Origin of the sequence: Comamonas sp. 17RB (assembly GCF_030056555.1) — a bacterium.
Taxonomy (GTDB): domain Bacteria; phylum Pseudomonadota; class Gammaproteobacteria; order Burkholderiales; family Burkholderiaceae_C; genus Comamonas; species Comamonas terrigena.
On record NZ_JASHHY010000001.1, the window covers coordinates 505,451 to 521,216 of the forward strand.

The following is a 15,766-nucleotide window of genomic DNA, read 5'->3' on the forward strand; positions in this document are numbered from 1 at the left end:
ACCGTGCCCGGGCGGGTTGAAGAAAAGGTGAAAAAGGTGAATGAAAAAGGCGGAAGGCAGAACGAAAGAAAGCCGAAAACCGCCTACGCCGTGCTGCCGTCGCTGAAGGTCACGGACTGCGGCCCCGCCTCCAGGCGGATGCCGCCATAGGTGCCGGGCCACACCCGCTGCGTCGCGTGCGGGTGGGTGGCCGCCGTGGCCACCACATCGCGCCCAATGTGCAGGCGCTCCACGCGGCGCAAAAAGGCCTCCAGTGGCTCGGACTCGGGTTCCGACGGCGCCATCGGCACTGAGGCCATGGCCGGCGCATCCGCACCGGTCGGGTGTGTCGGCACAGGCCACTGGGCCTGCACCGGCGGTGCCTGCTCCTGCAGAGCCTGCTCCTGCAGAGCCTGGGCCTGCTGCTCCTGCTGCAGGTTCTGTGATTGGGGTTCGGCCGCTTTCTGCTCTGCCGGGGATTTACGGGGTCTAGCCATTGCGCATGCGCTCCTCGATTGCGTGGTGACGAGCCTGGATCTGGGCCGCGTTGGTCAACTCGGCACGTTCGAGCTTGTAGCCGTCCATCACCAGCTCGAACACCCGGAAAAACTGCTCTGCCCCCTTCAGCATGGCCACGGCCGCCTCGCGGCGTTCGCGCTCGCCCAGGGGCAGGGACAGCACTTCACTCTGCAGCGCCTGGATCACCGTCTGCCGGGCCTCCTGCAGCAGCGGGTCTTCCAGCAGGCGCTGGGCCCGCTCGGCGCGGTACTGGGCTGCACTCATGCTTGTCCTTCCTGAAACTGCCGGGCCATGCCCTCAATGCTCTGGGCCGCCTGCTGCAGGTCCTCGGCCGTGACGCCGGGCACCTGGATGTTCTGGTCCAGCATGGAGCCGGCAATGATGTTGGTGGGCTGGCCCATGGTGCCGGCCTCGCGGGCATTGGCCGCCAGGTAGCCGGCGGCCAGCTCCAGCAGCCGGTCCCTGTCGCGCTGCTGCAGCTCCATCTGCTTGATCTGCAAGCCCGCCGCGCGCTTCTTGTCGCCCTCGGCCGCCTCGGCCTGCAGACGCATGGCCTGCAACTGCTGCTGGCCCTGCAGCTTCATCTGCTCCAGCCGGGACTGGATCTGTGCCTGCATCTGCGCCTGTACCTGCACCGGGTCCGGCTGCGGCGGCTTGGGCGGAATCTGGTCCGGCGCCAGCATGAACTTCTCCCCCGCTCCCTTGAGCTTGGCGTGCTTGGCCAGCGCCTTGCCAAATTCATAGATTTGCGGCGGCCCCACCAGCCCGGCCTGCGCCGCCTGCTGCATGAACTGGCCGAACTGCTGCAGCAGCATCAGGGTTTCGGCCTTGTCGCCCGTGCCCAGGCCCACATCGGTGCTCACATCCATGTCGGGCGACCACATGCGCAGGTCAAACTGCACAAACCGGCCGCGCAGGCGGACCGTGGTCGGAATGTCCTGGTACTGGGTCAGCAGCCGCAGCACCAGCTTGAACAGCTGCTTGACGCCCGTCTCCGCAAAAGTGCGCAGAATCAGCAGCATGCGCTTGTCCGCCATGTTGGCAATCTTGGCAATGCCCGTGGCCGTCTTGTTCAGGCTGTCCGCATCCAGGCCCTGGTTGTAGCGGGTCACCCCGGTGCGGCGCTCGCGCATGCCCTGCACCATCTCGATGCCGGCCAGGCTCTCCGTCGCCACCAGCGCGGTCTTGATCGGCACCACGGCATCTCCCGCCGCACCCTCGCCGCGGATGATGCCGCCAATGCGGTTGCTGATCACATCCTCAATATTCACCCGCGCCGCCAGGTTCACATAGGTGCGCGGGTTGTTGGCCAGGTACAGGCTGTCCACATACTGGCGCGTCAGCCCGCTGTTCAGTCGCTGCAGCTCCACCACCGGGTCCGCCAGCGCCATGCCGATCACGCGGTGCGGCAACTTGATGGGTGTCAGCACCGCATACTCATGGCCCTGCACCTCCTCGTTCTCCAGCTCGCCGTTGCCCGACACCAGCACCCGGCGCCACTCGGCCACACCGTCACCGTTGTAGTCGCAGCGCACAAAGCCCTCAAACAGCCGCACCTCCTCCAGCGACCGGTCCGCACTCTCCGCCAGCTGGTCGCGCAGATCGTCCGGCTCCTGGGCACCGCTGCCCTCAAAGCTCTGGATCGCGGCCACATCGGCAAAGCCCATCTCCGTCAGCTGCGAGCGGGTGTAGGTCACCCACTCTCCCACCAGGCGGGCGTCTTCCAGGCGCTTGGCCGAACGGTTGACCAGAAAGTCCCCCGGCGCCACATTGCGCAGCTCCACCTTGCCGCGCTGGCGGCGCTGCAGCGTCACATCCCACAGCAGGGGCTGCTGCAGCCCGGCGGCCTGGGCCACTTCGGGCTGCAGCAGCTCGCTCGGCGAGGCTTCCAGCACGCGCACGGCTGGATCCTGGGTCAGCAGCACCAGCTGCTCCTCGCTCAGGCCCTTGAACTCTTCGCGCACCGGGTCCGGCTGCACCCACTTGGCGCGCACCACCCCCAGCTTGGACAGCAGCGCATCTTTGAACCAGTCGCTGAACAGCAGAAATCCGGGGTTGTCGTCCCGGATCACATAGTTCACCAGCTCGGTGGCCTGCTCGGCATAGGCCGCATCCTCCGGCCCGCGCGGCAGAAACTCGCCGATGTGGTCGCCACTGAAAAACGGCTCCAGAAAATTCGGCAGCGCGCCTTCAATGGTCTCGAACACATCCCAGCTCACCACCTGGGAGCGGCCGTCCACCTCGTTGCCCAGCGGCAGGCCCAGGTAGTACTGCAGATTGCGCTGCTGCTCACCCCGGATGCCGCTGGCCAGCCAGCTGTGCGCATCCTCGATCTCACGCTCCAGCACATTGCGGAACGTGTCACTGTTCATTGTTGCCATCACACAATCCCTATGTTGGGCAGTTGAAGGGGCTGCCCCTGCCGGGGCGGCTCCCACACGCAGCACATCAGCCCGAAGGCATCCGCACCGTGGCTGGCCCAGTCGTGCGCCGGCCCCAGGCCAATGCCCCGGGCCTCGTCGCGCTTCTCGTGGTACCAGCCCAGTGCGGCGCGGCCGCCTTCCGTGCTCGTCTCGTTGAACCAGATGCTGGGGAACAGCCGGCGCGCGGCTTCCACCCGCTTCATCGCCGCCCCCTTGCCCTGGTTGGGCACCACCGTCACGCGGTAGCCCAGCGACTGCAGCGCGCTCTTGGGCGTCACCGCGTGCACCGTGTCGGCCTTCTCGCCGTCGTGCGGCAGCCAGATCTGCAGTCGCTCCGGCGTATAGCCCTGGTCGCGCAGCCACTGCACATGGGCCGCCATGGGCTGGCCCTGGGCCTCGTAGTAATCCAGCACCCGCACCTGCATGCCCACAAACTGCACGATCCACATCGCAAAGCTGTCGGCGTTCTGGCCCGTACCGCCAATGTCCACAAAGGCGCGCAGCGTCATCAGCGGGTCTGCCGCCACCGCGCCAATGCGGCCCTGGGCCCGGGTGTCGGCCAGCTGGCGCGCAAAGTACGCGCCCTCGTTCACCGTCTCGTAGCCGCCTTCCCAGATGTGGTCGTACTTGTCGGGCTGCAGGCGCAGGCAGTCCTGGCGCTCCTGCTCCAGCTCGGCCGTGAACCAGGGGTTGTCGCGCCAGTTGGCCTGCACCACCCGGGCGCCGGTGGGCAAGCCCTCGGCGCGCAGCATGCGGTCCACCGGGTCCTTGGCAAAGCGTGGGTTCCAGCCAAACCACAGCTGCGACCCCGCCGCGCGCATCGTCGGCTTCAGCAGGTCCAGGCTGCGCTGGGTGGCCGTCTGCGCCTCTTCCCACCAGGCACGCTTGAAGCCCTCCAGCGATTTCACGCTGTCGGCCGTGTAATCGTTCATGCCTTTGAAGATCACCAGCCCGTCCCCCGGCGTGGTGATCACATCCTTGTAGACCCGAAAGCCATCGGCCTGCCCCAGCCCCAGTGCGGACAGCTTGGACTCCAGCAACGCCTTGCTCGACTGGCTCAGGTCCTTCTGTACCTCGCGTATGCACACCGCCCGCAGGCCCTCGCCCCCCATGGCGCCGGGCTCGTACAGGCAGTCCTCCAGCAGCATCTCGGCAAAGAAATGGCTTTTGCCAGACCCCCGCCCCCCATGCGCGCCCTTGTAGCGCGCAGGCTCCAGCAGCGGCGCAAACACGCGCGCCGTCTTCAGATTCAGCGTTCTCATGCCTGGGGATCGATGATGGTGCGCGTCACATGCGCCACCGTTTCAATGGGGCCGCCGCCCGGGGCAGACAGGCCCAGCTTGTCGTTCAGCATGCCCAGGTGGCGCATGGCCAGCTGCAGCGTGGCCACCTTGTCGAACACCCGCGTCTTGATGGTGTAGCCCGCCACCTGCTCGCCACGCCTGCGCCGGGGTGCGCCGCCGTGGGCGGCAGAGCCGGCTGCGGAGACAGTTGCAGAGACGGCTGCAGCGGCCGGCGGCTCCTGCAGCGCATCCTCCCCGCCGCCGCGCTCCAGCTCCTCCTTCACCTCAATGCTGGCCAGCGCCGCCGCCGTGTCGGCGTCCAGCTCGCAAGGGTCCTTCATGCTCCCGTTCGCGCGGTACAGCCTGCGGATGTCAAAAAAGGCAATCCGCGCCAGCTCCTGCAGCACCCGGTCCTGGGTGATCTCGGTGCGCACCGCCCGCGCCTGCTGCGCGGCCTGGACGGCCCGGGCCACCCCGCCCTGCTTCAAAAGCCGCGCCCCCTGGGACGCGGCGGTCTTGGCGCTATAGCCGGCCCTGATCGCGGCCTGAGTCGCGTTCAGGTCAATCAGGTACTCGGCCACAAAGCGCGCCTGCTTTGGGGTCAGTTCCATGTGTTTTTTCCAATAAAAAAGCCACCCGAAGGTGGCTGTGGTGGTGTCGCGGCAAAGCCCATGGGCGCTGCCGTTTGTGAAATTGCGCGGCTAGCTCGGGTTGGTGCTCCATCGTTGGCTCGTGCGGCGCCAAGTATTAGTCATTGCCAATAGGCAGACCGTCCTGCTGGCGGCATCGTGGTCTGTCACCAATTGCTCACTTTGCGCACAACCAAGCACACTACATTTCGGCGACGGCCCAACGCATTAAGGTTTTCTCAAAGCCGGTCAGCGGGAGACGCTCTACTCTTGGAGCCAGTGCCCGAAGTTTCGCTAGAAGTTCGTTGAGGTGCTCCGATGGCAAAATGAGCTTCTTAATCTGGGTCGAGATTTGAGTGGGAATACCGTATTCGTCCAATGCAGTGAGCAGTGGGTCGAGGAACATATTTTCAAGCTGCTCAGCAAAGAAGCTGAAATCACCCGGTTCGATGCCTCTCTTCGCCAGCACGTCGGCCTGAATCTTGTTAATTGCCATAATGTCCCGAGGCAATCGAAAGCACACCATATTCCTGATGAATTTCAGGCGTAGGTTGATCGCTTCGCTGGGTGTGTGCTCCTGTCGCCGACTAGCTACCGCATCTCTTAGGTAAGCCGGCAGGTTTTTCTGATTTCGGAGCTCATTGATGTGCCACGCCAATTGCGCATTGGACGATATCCCGTAGTCCATCAGATTACCACCCTCCAAGCTATAAATCAGCTCACATAGGTAGTTTATCTGATTCGGCTCAGGTATCCCCCTCCACTCCAGCAGTTTGTGACTGTGCGGTAGGCCACGAATAATCGTCTCCGCCACTTCGACTTGCCGCTCAATTGGTATATGCCGGTTATCGATCAAGGTCTTCGCCGAAAGTACCGGGTTAGCGTACGCTTCTTGGAGTCGGTCACGTGAAACATCTGTCAGATACTCGTTTTCCAGTTGCATGAGCAGCCCCATCGGAGAACTTTCATCTTGGAGACCGATGGGATACTCGACGGTTAGGCCTTGCTCAAGAACAGGGGCTTCGAGCATGAAAACCTTGCCAATAAAGTACTTTTTCATTCGGCCTGCACGGCCGGAAATATTCTTGTACGTAAAGTAGTCTAAGGTCGAGGTATTCAACCGACGGTCATAAATGATCACGTTCTCTGCCGACGTATTGACACCTTCGATCATCGTCGACGTGCAGATGATTCGTTTGATGATGCCCTCGTTGAATAGCTTGACGATGTACTGCTGCAGTGCGCGTGGAACCCCTCCATGGTGAATCCCAATTCCCAGAGAGATAGCCTTTGCAACGTTCCACTCCGGATGGTAGTGCTTGGAAATCCAAGCGGCGATTTCCTGTGTCTCCGGCACTGGGGATAACCCGGCTTCCTTGATCAAATACTCGGCGACCCTGTTTGCACTGGGTGGTGCTTGGCAGTAGATCAGCGTGGGCGAATCCAGGGTTGTGACCAACTCCAGCAGTTTTTCCTTTCGCTCTTCGGAGCGCGCCCCCAAATTGAAATTCTGAATGTCGACCGCGACAGTGCTGTAGTCGGACGGAATGAAGTGGTACTCGTAACCTTCCAAACCAGAGATCTTCTGGATGTGTGGGCCAAGCATGTAAAACTGAGCACCAGTCTTGGCGAGCTTGTGGAAGGCCAAGCTCAGATCAATCGCTCTGGTGCTTTCGTCTGTATCGTTCGCCAAGTCGATTTTGTAGAACTCATCCAAGACGAAGAAATCTACATCAGCAAGGTCAGGACGCTGTATGACGCGCTCTTGGGTGAGGAGGTAGACGTTGGTTGCATCTGGCACTGCTTCCTGGCTGGGATGCGTGATTAGGTTGAATTCCTTGAAGCGCTTGACCAAGCGACGGCGGGTTTCGTCGATCAATGCAATGGTCGGAACGATCACGACCACCTTTTTAAATCGACGCTGTGCCAGCACAGCATCTATGACCAAGCTTTTTCCAACGCTTGTGGAAGCACTAAGCACCACATTTCGGCCTTGCATAATCAAGCTAAAAACGTGCGCCTGCAGATGATGAAATACCATCCCCTGTTCCACGCCTTCAACTCTGTGAGCCTCGTATGCCAGGCGATCAGAAAGCGCCATGTTGCTGAGGTGAGGCGTGATGTAAGGGAATAGTCCGACTGCTCGCACCATGTTGAGTAGCAGCGACTGTTCAACAGCGTCGAAAAGCGTGAATTTGTCGAGTGCTCGGATCACCAAATCGCGGCTCTCCCACTCTGAGTTGCTTCTATTAACGATGGTGTTGATGGCGAGCAGAACATCGATTGTCGATGCGCCATCATCACCGAGTTCTGCAAGCTTATTCTTGATCGTTTCGTATTTCATTACTGCATCGTTCCTTGAGATCTCCGAGGCAAAGAGATCCGCGTGGCGTATCTTCCCTCTCTTGCACCTTCTACAATGCAAACCGAAGAACAGGTATCAGCTCATGCCTGCAACACTTTCAGCTTCTCGCAGCGAGCGTTGAAAGCCTTGATCAACTGCTCAATACTTTCCATTGGCACTAGAAAGGCCATCACCTTAACCTGTTTTATGTTCTCTGGCAGTTGCGTAGTAAACTTGCTGAAGTGAGCTTCGATCTCCATCTTGAGGTTATTTACGTAATCAGCAAGCCATCCTGACGATAACGCTTCACTGTCGTAGGTCAGCAGGATGGGGAAACAGAGAACATTTAGCATATCGTCGATCGGCGAGTTACGATGCAGGACTTGATTAAAGGCATCTGCTTTCGGCTGATGGTGCAGCGGTTCCCGCAAAGAAATAATGATTTCTCGCTCAGCCGAAAGCACCGCCTCTGAGATCGTTTGTTCTAGGACATCACAGATCTGCGCCAGTGTTGCATCCATGTCATCTGCTTTTATCAGGCGAGCAAGGCCAAGCCATAACTGATCCTCCTGGCCTGGTACCTGAACGATATGAGCATTGCCAAATTCCGACAGCTTTCCGGCGGATTTATAGAAAACTTTGCATGCAACAGGCTCACTGTTTTGGCGGCTACGCATAATTGCATGGAGAATTAGTTCCGCGATGAGCCTGTCGCGAGGGATCTCGCTGTCGCTGAAGGCACTAATTGATCGTGCCAGAATTGCTTCGGCGTTGTGCGCAAGGATATTCACGATCTCGCTGGCTTTGAGAGAAAACTCAGGAAGCCATTCGATGAGATGCCTTGCAAAATTTTCGTGTCGCCATTTCTTTAGAGCATATCGTACGTCAAAACCAGAAAATGACTGCAATAGTTCCTCTTCTGTGCTGGCATGAAACTCAACCAAAAATGGATCTGGACGCTTTTTGTAAGGTTTGGATGAAGCCGTTGACTTGTCATCGGCCTCATCCAATAACGTCCTTAAGTAAGCCAGCGACTGCTCACGGTGAATGATCTTCGACTCAGAAGCTGTCTTCACGTTCGCCGTGGCAGCCTTGTCGGCCATCTCTAGGAATTCGTTGTAAATTGCCTGCAGCTGTGTGAAGTTGGGTCGATTCCCCAGCCCCTCCGCAAGCTTGGACAGTGCCTTGATGTTGACCGCTTCCAGCGCCTCGACGTCACCATATACTTGCCAGACAAAATTTTTTGCCCAATAGGCGAAATCTCGTTTATTCGGGGATACGAACGTCTTAAACGTCTTGAGCAGAGCCGCACCGCGAGCCGTGGTGGCGTCGGGAAGAACCCGCCTGTCCAACTCTATTTTGAAGCCTTCAAGAATCTTTGCGACATCACGCTTGGTCACGATTCGGAAGCGGGCGAGACCTGGTCGTACATCGCATTTCAGTGACTTTTGCAGAAGGGAAGAGCCGACCTTAGTAGCATCAAGCTCGACTACCTCTTGCCAATTCCATTTGGTGTCACCTTCGGTTGTTTTTACTTGGATGTACTCGTTGACGCGACCTTCTGAGCTGTGAAACACGGCAACTATATCGTCCGCAGTTTCGCACTCCACCTGAGAGTAGCAGCTATCGCTGAGCATCTTGAAAATGAAGCTCACAGCTACGTGGTCCTGATACTTGAAGCCTTGTCTTGCCGCAGGCCCACCTTTATTGGATGGGCTATTAGTTCGTACCATGGAATCCCTGTAGCGTGAAAAAATTGCAGAAGTCGGGCATCCGCTCTGCCGACTTGGGCGACACACACGGGGCCTGTTACTACTGTAACGTTACCACTAATAGCCTTTGGCAGACCATCCACAATATTGACTATTGTCTGCAATGCTCTCAGCAAGCTGGATTGAGATTAATCTTTTTATTGAATCAGCCTGCAATCGCGAACACCTGACGATCGCTAGCAACCGCTGGCCAAGGATTGTTTACGACCCATGATTTCCGCCCCCGATCTGCTGCCACCAAACCACAACACTTCCACACTACAGTCAAACAGTTTCCTTCACGCATGCACCTTCACCCACCCACCTACTTCGCCGTCCCCTGCCACCATGCGGATGCCCTCCATGCGCATCGGTGAACTCGCAGCCCTGACAGGGTGCACGCCCAAGGCGCTGCGGCTGTATGAAGCGCATGGCTTGCTGGGCACCGTGGTGCGCCAGGGCAGCTACCGCCACTACGGGCCGGAAGATGTGCAGCGCGTGCAATGGATACGCCAGGCCTTGGCGCTGGGCTTCCGCCTGGCCGCGCTGCAGCCGCTGCGCACCATGGACACCCCGGCCGGCGCCGCTGCCGTGCTGGCCTTGCTGCAGAACCGACGGCACGCCATCGCGGATGAGCTGCAGCGTCTGCAAGCGGCCGACTGCGCCCTGGCCGCTTTGGCGCAGGAACTGAGCACTTGCGACGCAGCCAGCGCATGCCCTGCGCCAGATCAACTCGGTATCCGACGCAGCGCTTGACTCTGCCCCACGGGACAAGGTGATGCTGGCGGCTTGTCCACTCAGCCCGCTTCCACCCTCCATGTCCCGCCGCATCCTCGTCATCCTCGGACAACCCTCTTCCAGCAGCCTGTGTGCGGCCTTGGCCCAGACCTATGCCGATGCGGCACGCCAATCGGGCGCCGAAGTGCGCCTGCTGCAACTGGGTGACATGGCCTTCGACCCCATCCTGTACCACGGGTACCAGCGCATTCAGCCGCTGGAGCCTGACCTGCAGGCCGCACAGGCCGACATCACCTGGGCACAGCACCTGGTGTGGGTCTACCCCATCTGGTGGGGAGGCCTGCCTGCCCTGCTCAAGGGCTTTCTGGACCGCATCTTCCTGCCCGGCTTCGCCTTCAAATACCGCCCTAACTCCGCACTGTGGGACCGCCTGCTGGCGGGCCGCAGCGCAGAGCTGCTGGCAACCATGGACTCCCCGCCCTGGTACTACCGCTGGGTGCAGCGCCAACCGGGCCACCGGCAAATGAAGCAGACCATTCTGGAATTCAGCGGTATCCAGCCGGTGCACGTGCACAGCTTTGGCCCGGTAATCCGTTCCAGCGACGCCACGCGCGCCCGCTGGATCCAGCGCGCCCATGCTCTGGGTGCCCGTGCCGGCGCACGCTGAGCCGCGCCACCGGAATGCGCCGCCCGACCTGCCACACCAGGCGGCAGCAGAAACAGAAAAGCCCTGGCGCGTAAGGCCAGGGCTTTGGAATTAGCGCCAGGGGCAAAGCAGCGTTTCAGCGGCCCAACCTGTTCCCAGCCACTGCATCTTGCCGTTGCTGTGTGACAACTTCATGGCAGTGCCGGCAAGAAAAAAGCCCCGACCATCGCTGGTCAGGGCTGTGTGTGCTGGTGGATTGCCTGGGAATCGAACCTAGTTGCCTTGCGGGCGGCGGATTTACAGTCCGCTGCAGTCACCAATGCTGCTCGCAATCCGTGCCGTGATTCTATCATTTGAATAGCACCACATCCGCAAACAACAAAGCCCGCAGGCAATCCTTGCGGGCTTTGTGGCGTCAGCGAATCCGGTCGCAGCCAACCCGGCGCAAACCGGGTTCGTTCTGTGCTGTTGCTAACGATGGACGTACGTTACCACAGTTTTTTCAGCTTCGCAAGCCATCGCAAACAAAATGTGCAGGCGGCCCGCGACTGCCCCACGGGGGGCTGCAGCAGGCCAGATGCACACCCCACCTGCGGGCCGTGGCGGCGGCAACCCCACCCCCAGCACAGGCGCCATGACCCCCGTACGCTGGCAGCGGCCACAAAAAAGCCCCGGCAGATCTGCCGGGGCTTTGGTATGGGTGGTGGGCAATGCCTGCAGCGCCCCAGGTTCAAGCTGGGCCCGCTAGAAGAACCGCAGAAAAGACTTCAGCACCGTGGTCAGCAAACAGGCCACCCCGGAAAAATAAGCCGTCACCACCAGGAGGATGGCCAACGCGCTGCGGTGCGAAGGAACGGCCAATTGCCAGTCATTGCGTTCCAGCCAGCCCCAGCTGACGGCATACACACACAGGAGAATGCTGGCGCCAATGACAAACAACATGGTGACCCCTCTTGCAGCGAACACCTTGGAAAGCCGCCGGCCTCAACGCAGATATCGGAAACTCCAGCCCAGGGATGCAAGGCCGTCGCGGTCGTTAATTTAAAGACAAAATTTACACTAATTAACATACCGTCCAATCGACGTTTGTCTAGAAGACGACGGGCGGTTGGCCACCGCCGCTGCACGCGTTGAATCGCCGCACCACAGGCCCTACCCCCACCCCAAACAAAAAGCCCGCAGGCACACCTGGCGGGCTTTTGTATGGGATGTAACCGGGGTCGCAGCCAACCCGGCGCAAACCGGGTTCGTTCCGTGCTAGTGCTAACGATGCGCGTACGTTATCTGAAATCCTCCCTGCCGTCAACCACCCGCAGGCGGTTGCACAGCATGGCGCGGCCCTCTTTCACCAGCTCGGCCAGGCGCGCCTTGCTCACCGCCGCCTGGCGGGCCGCTTTCGCTGGATTGCCGCTGTACACATACCACCAGCGGATTGCAAAGCGGTGTCGCTCCGGCAGCGCATACACCGCCTTCTCCATCAGGTGCCCGTCGATGGCGTCCACCGCCAGGGTGATGGTGCCGCGTTCGCGCTCCTCTTTTTCCTTCAGGTGCCGCCACATGGGGTGTGCGGTCCAGGAGGCACCTTTGCCGGACACCCAGCGGCGCCAGTTCTGCAGCCGCTCGTGGATGGCGGCATGTTCGGGTGCAATGTGCTGGTAGTCCACATAGCTGGGGGTTGTGGTCTGCATGGGCTGTCTTCTCTTTCTTTCAGTCGCTTGAACTATCGGGTTGGATTGGCTTGGATTTGGTCGGGGATCAGGGCGGGTCGGGTGGGGTTTCTGGGAGCAGGCGGCGTACACAACGCACGTCGCCCGCTCATCCGCCCTCCCACAGGTCGTAAAACGTCACGCCCAGTTCGGATGCGGCATAGGCCTCCACCCGGGCGCAGAACGCGGCAAATTCGGCGGGGCTCAGGCGCTTGGAGCTGGCGCCCACCACGGCGCCGTCGGGCAGTTCCACCACGCCGATGAAGCGGCGCTTCAGCAGCTCGTGCCAGGTCTGCGCGTCGTACTGGCGGCCGTTGACCACGGCCTGCTGCGCAATCTGCGCCAGCACGCCCTGGCCCCAGTAGCGCCGGTTCTGGGCCCGGCTGCGCTTGCAGCGCGCCACGGTCAGCACCCAGCGGCCGGAACCCTGGAACGCCTGAGCCAGAAACGGGAACAGCTGCGCCCGGATGGCCACCCAGGCCTGCCGGCGACTGAACAGATCGATCTCCAGTTGCTCAGACATGGGCCGCCCTCCACAGCAAAGGCGCCCAGGGGTTGCCCTGCAGGGCCTGTAGAAAAGCTGCCTGCCCCCGCGGCGCCTGAACTTGCTGGTGCGCCGGTGCGCAGCACAGCGGGTTGCCGCAGCGCTGGGTGATGCGGGCCTGCGCGGGCACCACCGCGCCCGTCAGCTCCAGTACCTGTTTTTGCACCCGGCGGTTGAAGCGCACCCTGCCCTCGTGCACGCTCAGATATGGGCGCTGGCGGATCAGCGCGCCCTGCCAGATCCAGCAGCCGCCATCGGCGCGGCAGCGCGCATGGATCTGCGCCAAGGTCACAGCGCCGCTCATGCCCGCACCTCCTGCAGGGAAGCGCCGGCCAGCAGGCGCATGGCCTGGGCGGGCAAGGTGGAAATCCGTGTCTTGCCTGCCACGCTGCCGTGCTGGATCACCGCCATGGCCCGCTGCGGGTCGCCCACCAGCGCCGGGCGCGGCAGCGGGATGCCCCGGCTGCTGTACTCGTGGTCGGGCGAGCGGTCGCCCGCCAGGCGGCGCTGGTAGTCACACTGCCCGCGCGCGGTGTAGGCGCGGTGGGCTTCCTGAAAGCGGTGCTGCAGATAGGACAGCTCCCTGGTGTCGGTGCGGCACACCTTGGGCCAGCCGCCCAGGTCTTCCACCACGGCGTGGATGGCCGGGTCGTCAAACACCACATCGCGGTAGGCGCCCACGGCGCTCATGGCCTCGTGCACCTTGCCCCAGGCCAGCGCGGCCCGGTCGGTGCTGGTGCCCTGCAGCACGCGCACCAGGTCCGCCACCTTGGGGGCAAACTGGCCGCGCTCCGGGTCCATGGCATGGCGCTGCAGCGCGGTGGCCACCTGCTCCAGCTCGCAGCCCTGCAAAGCCCCCCACCACACGGTCAGCGTGAATGCGCTGCAGTCCTTGCCGTAGTAGGCCATGGCGTCCGTCAGCAGGTCCTTGAATGCCGGCATTTCGTCAGCGCGCATGGCCTGCCCCCTGTGCCTGCGTCTGCGTCTGCGTCTGCGTCGGTGTTTGCGCCTGGGCTTGGGCCTGCATCTTCTGCAGCCACGCATCCCCCACGGCGCGGTTGCGCGCCTCCAGTGCTTCCTGCCGGTTCACCGGCTGCGCCGCCACCCGGGGCTTTTGCAGCTGGGCGCCCAGCGCCCGCGCCTCCCGCTCCTCGCGCTCTACAATCCCCAGCGCATAGCTGAAGCTCTTGCCAGCGGCCAGGGCCTTGTGCGCCGCATCCTCGAACTGGCCCACCCCCACCCCGGCGTTCAGCAGGGCGTTGAGCTTGGCGTTGCCCGGGTTGACCAGCCCCACGCCCAGGCGCTTCATCAGCTGGCACACCGTGGCGGCCAGCGGGTGGCTGTTGTCGCCCGTAGCGCGTGGCAGCGCATGCGGTGCGGGCAGATCGGCCGGGTCGGCACGTCCGCTCGGGCGGTTCGCATGGGCAGGATGGGCAGGATGGCGCGGGGCCGCAGCAGCCGTCTTGGGCAATGCGCCCCCACCCGCCGCCCCGTCGGGGGCAAGGGGGTGTTCTGGTTCCTGGTTTCTGGTTCTTGGTTCCTGGTTGCCTTGGGGCTGGGTTGCCGCCGCCACCCCGGCGCCCACCGGCGGCCAACCCACCGGTTGGGGGTCGGTTTCCACGGCCTTCTTGGGCCGCCCGCCCTTGGCACCGTTGGCGCGGTTCTTGGCCAGCATCTGCTGGAACTGGGCAATCTCCTGGCCGCAACGTTCATGCACCCAGCCTTCGCCCGTGCGCACAAAAAAGTCCTGCAGCACCGTGTCCAGGTCCCGGGCTTCCACGCGCAGGCGCCGGGCCGCCCACTGGGTGTCCAGCGGCAGGGGCTGCTCGGTGTCGTAGTACCAGTCCAGCGCGCGGCGGTAGGCCAGGTCCTCCGCATTGCTCAGGTGCATGGTCGCGCTGCGGTAGTCACCGATATGAAAGGGGTAGTAATTCATGGCCGCCCTCCTTGCGTCCGGGTACTGCGCGCCTGTTCTGTGGCGGGGCAATCTGCCGTCGGCATGGCCGCCCCCTGCCCCGCCGATCCCGGGACCGGGCTTGCGGCCTGGCTGGTGGCCGGCCCGCTGGCAGGCACGCTGCCGGGCTCGGCCAGCTCCGGCCAGATCGCCTGCCAGTCATCCGGGCGCAGCTCCCGGCGCGTGACGGCATGGCCGCACAGCCGCTCGATCGCCGCGCAGTGCTCGATCGGCGTTTTGCGCCCGGGCTGCTTCCACTGCCAGACCGCGGCCTTGGTCACGCCCAGGCAGTCAGCCAGGGCTTTTTCTGAACCGGCGACTTCGGCCGCCTTCTCGATGGGATGCTTCATGCGCACAAGGCTAGCATTACTAGCCAACAAAGACAAGCATTACTAGCCCATGAAGTATAGAAAATCTTTACTATCGCGCCATGGATATCAAAGACTGGATCAAGGCTGCCCGTAGCCACAAAGGCTGGACGCAGCAGCAGCTGGGTGAGGCCGTGGGCCGCACCAAGGCCAACGTCGGCCATTGGGAAACCGGCAAGCACGAGCCCAAGCTCGACCTGATTGAGGCCATATCCAGGGAAACCGGCTTCCCGCCCCCCGCCCTGGGGGGTGTGGAATCGAACGTGGAGCCGGCTCTAGAACTAAAAAAATCAAGGATGGTGCCGGTGACAGGGAGTGTGAAAGGTGGAGACGACGGGTATCTGGTGCAGGACCCGGTGCCGGATGGCTTTGTGGAATATTGGACGGGCGACCCCCAGGCGTATGCGCTGCGCATCAAGGGCGACTCCATGCACCCGCGCTACCGCGCCGGGGAATTTGTGGTGGTCACGCCCAGCATCGAAGCCCAGCCAGGCCGCGACGTGGTGGTCAAGCTCACCAACGGCAAATGCCTGCTCAAGCAGCTCAACTGGATGCGCGGCGACGAGGTGCAGCTGCTGAGCATCAACAACGGCTATGCGCCCATGACCATCTCCCGCGAAGAGGTGGAATGCATCTGCCGCGTCGCCGGTTCGGTGGGGCCGGACTCGATGGTGTTTTAAAGGGGATTGCACGCCGAGTGGATGGGCGCCGAATGGCTGGCCCCTGAATGGACAGGCCTGTGCGCAGCACCCACAGTCAGGGGCCCCTGCCATGCGTGCGGCAGTCCTGTGCCACCCCAGGCCCGGCGGCCACACAAGCCTTATAGGCCCGCACAGCCCGCCTTGCGCGGGCTTTTTCATGTCCACAGCACCGCCCGCACCT

General features: G+C 62.2%; 17 protein-coding genes and 1 tRNA gene. 3 read left to right on the forward strand and 15 right to left on the reverse strand.

The window, feature by feature from the left end:
- Positions 1-83: 83 nt before the first annotated feature.
- The 7 genes from QM470_RS02125 to QM470_RS02155 all read right to left on the reverse strand — a co-directional run bounded on the left by QM470_RS02125 (position 84) and on the right by QM470_RS02155 (position 8,910).
- The gene (locus QM470_RS02125; RefSeq protein ID WP_283337968.1) at positions 84-476 is read right to left on the reverse strand and encodes a hypothetical protein; all 393 of its coding nucleotides are present in this window, start codon (positions 474-476) and stop codon (positions 84-86) included.
- Positions 469-762: a hypothetical protein gene (locus QM470_RS02130; protein WP_066532928.1), complete on the reverse strand. Its 294-nt coding sequence runs from the start codon at positions 760-762 to the stop codon at positions 469-471. Before QM470_RS02130 ends, QM470_RS02125 begins: the two co-directional genes overlap by 8 nt.
- Positions 759-2,879: a portal protein gene (locus QM470_RS02135; RefSeq protein WP_283337969.1), complete on the reverse strand. Its 2,121-nt coding sequence runs from the start codon at positions 2,877-2,879 to the stop codon at positions 759-761. The genes QM470_RS02130 and QM470_RS02135 overlap by 4 nt, the downstream gene beginning before the upstream one ends.
- Complete coding sequence (locus QM470_RS02140) at positions 2,879-4,183, reverse strand: PBSX family phage terminase large subunit (RefSeq protein WP_283337970.1); 1,305 nt, start codon at positions 4,181-4,183, stop codon at positions 2,879-2,881. Before QM470_RS02140 ends, QM470_RS02135 begins: the two co-directional genes overlap by 1 nt.
- Positions 4,180-4,815 carry a terminase small subunit gene (locus QM470_RS02145; protein WP_283337971.1) on the reverse strand — a complete coding sequence of 212 codons (636 nt, stop codon included), beginning with the start codon at positions 4,813-4,815 and terminating at the stop codon, positions 4,180-4,182. Before QM470_RS02145 ends, QM470_RS02140 begins: the two co-directional genes overlap by 4 nt.
- A gap of 220 nt (positions 4,816-5,035) precedes the next feature.
- Entirely contained in the window at positions 5,036-7,177 is a 2,142-nt protein-coding gene (locus tag QM470_RS02150) for a DEAD/DEAH box helicase (RefSeq protein WP_283337972.1), read from the reverse strand.
- A 101-nt stretch (positions 7,178-7,278) separates the two neighbouring features.
- Positions 7,279-8,910: a HamA C-terminal domain-containing protein gene (locus QM470_RS02155; RefSeq protein WP_283337973.1), complete on the reverse strand. Its 1,632-nt coding sequence runs from the start codon at positions 8,908-8,910 to the stop codon at positions 7,279-7,281.
- Between the two features lie 381 nt (positions 8,911-9,291).
- Between QM470_RS02155 and QM470_RS02160 the strand changes: the two genes are divergently transcribed.
- Together QM470_RS02160 and QM470_RS02165 are read left to right on the forward strand one after the other, a co-directional pair.
- Positions 9,292-9,684: a MerR family transcriptional regulator gene (locus QM470_RS02160; RefSeq protein WP_349307058.1), complete on the forward strand. Its 393-nt coding sequence runs from the start codon at positions 9,292-9,294 to the stop codon at positions 9,682-9,684.
- A gap of 61 nt (positions 9,685-9,745) precedes the next feature.
- A complete protein-coding gene (locus QM470_RS02165) occupies positions 9,746-10,333 on the forward strand; it encodes an NAD(P)H-dependent oxidoreductase (protein ID WP_283337975.1) in 588 nt (195 codons plus the stop codon).
- 228 nt (positions 10,334-10,561) lie between these two features.
- Here QM470_RS02165 and QM470_RS02170 read toward each other — a convergent pair.
- The 8 genes from QM470_RS02170 to QM470_RS02205 form a co-directional block, all read right to left on the reverse strand.
- Positions 10,562-10,647 (reverse strand) — tRNA-Tyr (locus tag QM470_RS02170).
- Positions 10,648-11,056: 409 nt separating this feature from the next.
- Complete coding sequence (locus QM470_RS02175; RefSeq protein ID WP_283337976.1) at positions 11,057-11,254, reverse strand: hypothetical protein; 198 nt, start codon at positions 11,252-11,254, stop codon at positions 11,057-11,059.
- Between the two features lie 338 nt (positions 11,255-11,592).
- The gene (locus QM470_RS02180) at positions 11,593-12,000 is read right to left on the reverse strand and encodes a hypothetical protein (protein WP_283337977.1); all 408 of its coding nucleotides are present in this window, start codon (positions 11,998-12,000) and stop codon (positions 11,593-11,595) included.
- Between the two features lie 127 nt (positions 12,001-12,127).
- Entirely contained in the window at positions 12,128-12,541 is a 414-nt protein-coding gene (locus QM470_RS02185; RefSeq protein WP_283337978.1) for a recombination protein NinB, read from the reverse strand.
- The gene (locus QM470_RS02190; protein ID WP_283337979.1) at positions 12,534-12,866 is read right to left on the reverse strand and encodes a hypothetical protein; all 333 of its coding nucleotides are present in this window, start codon (positions 12,864-12,866) and stop codon (positions 12,534-12,536) included. Before QM470_RS02190 ends, QM470_RS02185 begins: the two co-directional genes overlap by 8 nt.
- The gene (locus QM470_RS02195) at positions 12,863-13,519 is read right to left on the reverse strand and encodes a DUF6475 domain-containing protein (protein WP_283337980.1); all 657 of its coding nucleotides are present in this window, start codon (positions 13,517-13,519) and stop codon (positions 12,863-12,865) included. The genes QM470_RS02190 and QM470_RS02195 overlap by 4 nt, the downstream gene beginning before the upstream one ends.
- Positions 13,509-14,498, reverse strand: coding sequence for a YdaU family protein (locus QM470_RS02200; RefSeq protein WP_283337981.1), 990 nt, complete (start codon positions 14,496-14,498; stop codon positions 13,509-13,511). The genes QM470_RS02195 and QM470_RS02200 overlap by 11 nt, the downstream gene beginning before the upstream one ends.
- Complete coding sequence (locus QM470_RS02205; RefSeq protein WP_283337982.1) at positions 14,495-14,866, reverse strand: transcriptional regulator; 372 nt, start codon at positions 14,864-14,866, stop codon at positions 14,495-14,497. The genes QM470_RS02200 and QM470_RS02205 overlap by 4 nt, the downstream gene beginning before the upstream one ends.
- 80 nt (positions 14,867-14,946) lie before the next feature.
- Between QM470_RS02205 and QM470_RS02210 the strand changes: the two genes are divergently transcribed.
- Positions 14,947-15,564, forward strand: a complete 618-nt coding sequence (locus QM470_RS02210; protein WP_066532947.1) for a LexA family protein — start codon at positions 14,947-14,949, stop codon at positions 15,562-15,564.
- Positions 15,565-15,766: the final 202 nt, after the last annotated feature.